This is a genomic window from Vibrio sp. TRT 2004, assembly GCF_050113735.1.
In the GTDB taxonomy this organism is placed as follows: domain Bacteria; phylum Pseudomonadota; class Gammaproteobacteria; order Enterobacterales; family Vibrionaceae; genus Vibrio.
Map to the genome: position 1 here is coordinate 1 of NZ_JBNJOH010000165.1, position 510 is coordinate 510.

The window sequence follows — 510 nt, forward strand, 5'->3', positions numbered from 1 at the left end:
GCACAGGTTCTGGGTTTGCGGGGAAAGTCGCTCAGTTACCTTTAAGAAGCAACGACACGGCATCATTAGAAAAGACAGATGAAACCTCATCGACCAACGTCACTCAAACTGCACTGCTGCGGGCAGAAAACGAGAATGTCAGCACGGTAAAAGCGTGTCCTGCCGAAAAACAGGAGAATGCTAAATGATGACATTTGATGAAAAGACAAATCTCTATTGGCTCGTTACGGCCAGCAATTTCAGACATACCATTCAAACCACCGGTGCATTAGAAGGTGCCGCACCGGTCTTCGATAATGCATTTTCAAACGAGTTGATGCCCTTGTCTCCGTGGCTCATCCCGATTGAGACACTCAATCCAGCACTTCAAAACGAGCTAACGCAAGGCATCATCTTAGCCAGCAAGACCGAATTTAATGGCGTTATGGCCCATTTACGCAGCCTTCTCTGGGCCTATCTAGAGGGAGAAAAGGTGTTGTTCCGCTTTTATGATCCTGTCGTCATTATGCC

2 protein-coding genes are annotated in these 510 nt (G+C 47.5%); both read left to right on the forward strand.

Annotated elements, in window-relative coordinates; all coding sequences use genetic code 11:
• Positions 1 to 188, forward strand: a 188-nt coding sequence (locus tag ACQEXR_RS20445; RefSeq protein WP_427021065.1) for a hypothetical protein, incomplete at its 5' end; no start/stop codon positions are given.
• Positions 185 to 510: DUF4123 domain-containing protein (locus tag ACQEXR_RS20450; protein ID WP_427021066.1), on the forward strand; the 326-nt coding region annotated here is incomplete at its 3' end. The genes ACQEXR_RS20445 and ACQEXR_RS20450, both read left to right, overlap by 4 nt.